This is a genomic window from Haliscomenobacter sp., assembly GCF_040403615.1.
Taxonomy (GTDB): domain Bacteria; phylum Bacteroidota; class Bacteroidia; order Chitinophagales; family Saprospiraceae; genus Haliscomenobacter.
The window spans coordinates 1-3,064 of record NZ_JBBAKG010000232.1 but is presented as its reverse complement, the minus strand read 5'-3'; the positions used below and the strand labels follow the sequence as shown (position 1 = coordinate 3,064).

Sequence of the window (3,064 nt, the reverse complement as noted above, 5' to 3'; positions counted from 1 at the left end):
CCGAAAATGCCATCGAAATCACCGTCAAAGACAATGGCCACGGCATTCCTGAAGCCATCAAAGACAAAATCTTCCAGCCCTTTTTCACTACCAAACCTACCGGGCAAGGCACAGGTTTGGGACTAAGTTTGGCCTATGACATTGTGACCAAGGGGCATGGGGGGACTTTGGAACTGAGTACACAAGAAGGTACTGAGACCACAATTGCCATTTGCTTGCCGCTCCGCTCCTACGCTTAGATTTTCGTTCGGCGTCCATTCCTTACCATTCGGAAGACAGATTAGGTCATTCGGAAAACTGCGCTTGGAGCTATTTAAGGTTCATTCTATTTTTAAAGCGTTAATCAAAAAAACAGATGGAAAAATACAAACAACTAATTGCCAACGGGGAAACAGAAGCCGCGCTCAATCTCTTGATGGAACAGCGCGATCAGCATTCCGCCAATACGTCAAAAGCAATTGTGGTCTTAAAAGCGGCCTGGACAAACCTTAAAAAACAGCGAATACAGGGAACGATTGCCCCAGAAGAAGCAGAACGGGTTTCCAACCGCATCAACATGGGCATCTTGAATGTGGTGCAAGACATGGACATAGAGGGCGAAGGGCACACCATCAACCTGTACGGTATCAATACCGATCTGCTCAACGAACAAACCTCAGCCATCGTCCAGCAAATTGAAAATGCCCATCATCACACCGTCAGGGACAATAACATTCAGGTCGGACAAGCCGAAAATGTGGTGGTAGGCAGCGGAAATATCATCACTACAAAAATCAGAAAAGGCTGGGGTATTTTTCAGTATTCTGTTTTGGTGGTGATCCTGGCTATCTTGGGCTTTGGTGGTTGGTACGCCTTCACTAATTTAGCTGCCGGTAATGAAAATGTGTTGTTTTCCTTATCCGAAGTACGCGCAAGCATTGAATTGCTGGCCAAAAAAGACAATGCAGTCCGCATAGCTTTTGACCCCAGTATGCGCAAACAATTGGAAGCGGGCTGGGAAGAACTTAAAAATGGCAATTTTCAAGAAGCAATTTATAAACTGGAAGAAGTGGTCAAAGTAGCTCCTGCTCCAAAACTCTTGCTAGAACTTGGGCTTGCCTACCGCAAAAATGACGAGGAGGGTTACGCCAAAAAGTATATTTTAGAAGCCTTCGAAAAAAGCCCTGGCTTGAAACGGGAATACATCGAAAGCCTGCGTGGCAAAAAGATGGATTTATTGGACTTTACAGTGGGTACTGAGGTCGTAACAGCTACAGCAATTGACTGGGAAAATGTCCTGAACAGTATAAATTACTTTCAGGATCAGGTTCCTAGTGAAGCGGTCTTTGGTTTTGGAAACGGGCTTTCCGCTACATTTGATCAGTTTGAAGTAAAGATCGAGAAAGTACATTATTACAATCCAAAAAATATTGAGCTTTATGCAGGTGACAGTCCCAATGGCGCATTTAAAAAAATAGCCACCATCCAAGTCCAGAACCTTTATGTAAAAGGTCTTTACCAAAAATTTCCTTTCCCGCCTACAACTAGTAAATATTTCAAAATCAAAGTATTAAAGGCACAAGGGGGGAGTTTTACTTTTATACCGGATATGAAACTCATGGGTACTTTGCAATAAACAAGGGCAATGGCATGATCAGTCAAAAACAATGAAAATGAAGCAAAAGGCACCTCAACTATGTATTCTAATCCTGTTCTGCTTGTTTTTTTGTTCAAAAGGAATGGGTCAAACAGTTGTGGCGCTCCCAAGAGTCGTCGATAGCCTGATTGCTGTGTTAGCCAAGAGCCCTGCTGATACAAACAAGGTAAAAAACCTGGTGCAACTGGCCAGAATATATACTGCAACCAATCCTCCATTGACTTTAAAATATGGCAATGAGGCGCTTCTGCTCTCCCGTCATTTAAAATACCAGTTTGGCGAGATGGTCAGTCTTCGTGCCATGGCTTTTGTATTCGCCATCACGGGAAAGTGGCAGCAAGCGACGGAATTTACCTTCAAAGCATTAGAAATAGGTGAGTCAAAATTTCCAGTTTATACCATTTCCCTGTTTAACATCATGGCATTGGCATACGAAAATCAAAATCGGCCAGAAAAAGCCTTAGAATGGTCATTGAAAGCTTATCATCATCCCCTGTTTAGCACAGCCGATCCGACTGTTTTCCATTGGATAAGTTACAAGACAATAGGCACAGCATACGCAAATCTGGATAAGCTCGATTCTGCCACTTATTTTTTGCAAAAAGCAGATAAAACTGCCAATAAGTACAATTTATTGGGACCAAAGGGCTATATACAACGGGAGTTGGGAAAATTAGCCACCAAGCGAGGGGATTATACCGAAGCCAGAAAAAAAATTCATGCGTCCTTATTTATTGCCCAAACAACCGATAATCAATTCTTTGCTGTTGAAAACCACCTGGAGTTAGCCAAGGTATTTCACCAAAGCAACTATCGCGATTCCGCAATCCATTATGCCAAACTGGGGCTCAAGGGGGCTGCTTTATTCAACAATGATGCCATGATTGCAGCGGGTAATCAGATTTTGGCTGAAGAACTTGAGACCAAAAACCCTCAGGCTGCGATGGGCTATTACAAAAATTTCATTGCCGCCAACAATCGATTGTACAATACGGAAAAATTAATCCAAACCCAAAATGTCGTCTATGCAGAGCAACAGCGCATTCGCGATTTGGCAGCAACTAAAAAAGACTACCAGAATGCGATAAGGCAAAATACCCTTTTGGGGATTCTCACCACCTTTGTGCTTTTATCGATTGCCTTGTTTAGAAACAATCGCCAAAAGCAAAAAGCAAATGCCCTTTTGGCCAAACAAAGAGATGAGATTCAATTGCAAAAGCAAACCCTCCAAACCACCCAAGCCCAACTCATCCAATCCGAAAAACTCGCTTCCCTGGGAGAACTCACCGCTGGCATCGCCCACGAGATTCAAAATCCCCTCAACTTCGTCAACAACTTTGCCGAGGTAAGCGAAGAAATGCTGGTCGAAATGGAAGAAGAATTGGACAAAGGGGATACAGCAGAAGTCAAAGCCATCGCTGCTGATCT

Annotated in this window: 3 protein-coding genes; all 3 read left to right on the top strand. The window is 43.4% G+C overall.

Going from position 1 to position 3,064, the window contains the following annotated elements:
- The coding region (locus ABW391_RS29085) for a sensor histidine kinase (RefSeq protein WP_353485416.1) at positions 1–239 on the top strand (239 nt) is incomplete at its 5' end.
- Positions 240–355: 116 nt separating this feature from the next.
- Complete coding sequence (locus ABW391_RS29080; protein WP_353485415.1) at positions 356–1,615, top strand: hypothetical protein; 1,260 nt, start codon at positions 356–358, stop codon at positions 1,613–1,615.
- Between the two features lie 103 nt (positions 1,616–1,718).
- Positions 1,719–3,064, top strand: a 1,346-nt coding sequence (locus tag ABW391_RS29075; RefSeq protein ID WP_502916365.1) for a tetratricopeptide repeat protein, incomplete at its 3' end; no start/stop codon positions are given.

Bases quoted from the DNA above. Each gene is read 5' to 3' on its own strand.
- ABW391_RS29080 (WP_353485415.1), top strand. From the start codon at position 356: ATGGAAAAATACAAACAACTAATTGCCAACGGGGAAACAGAAGCCGCG.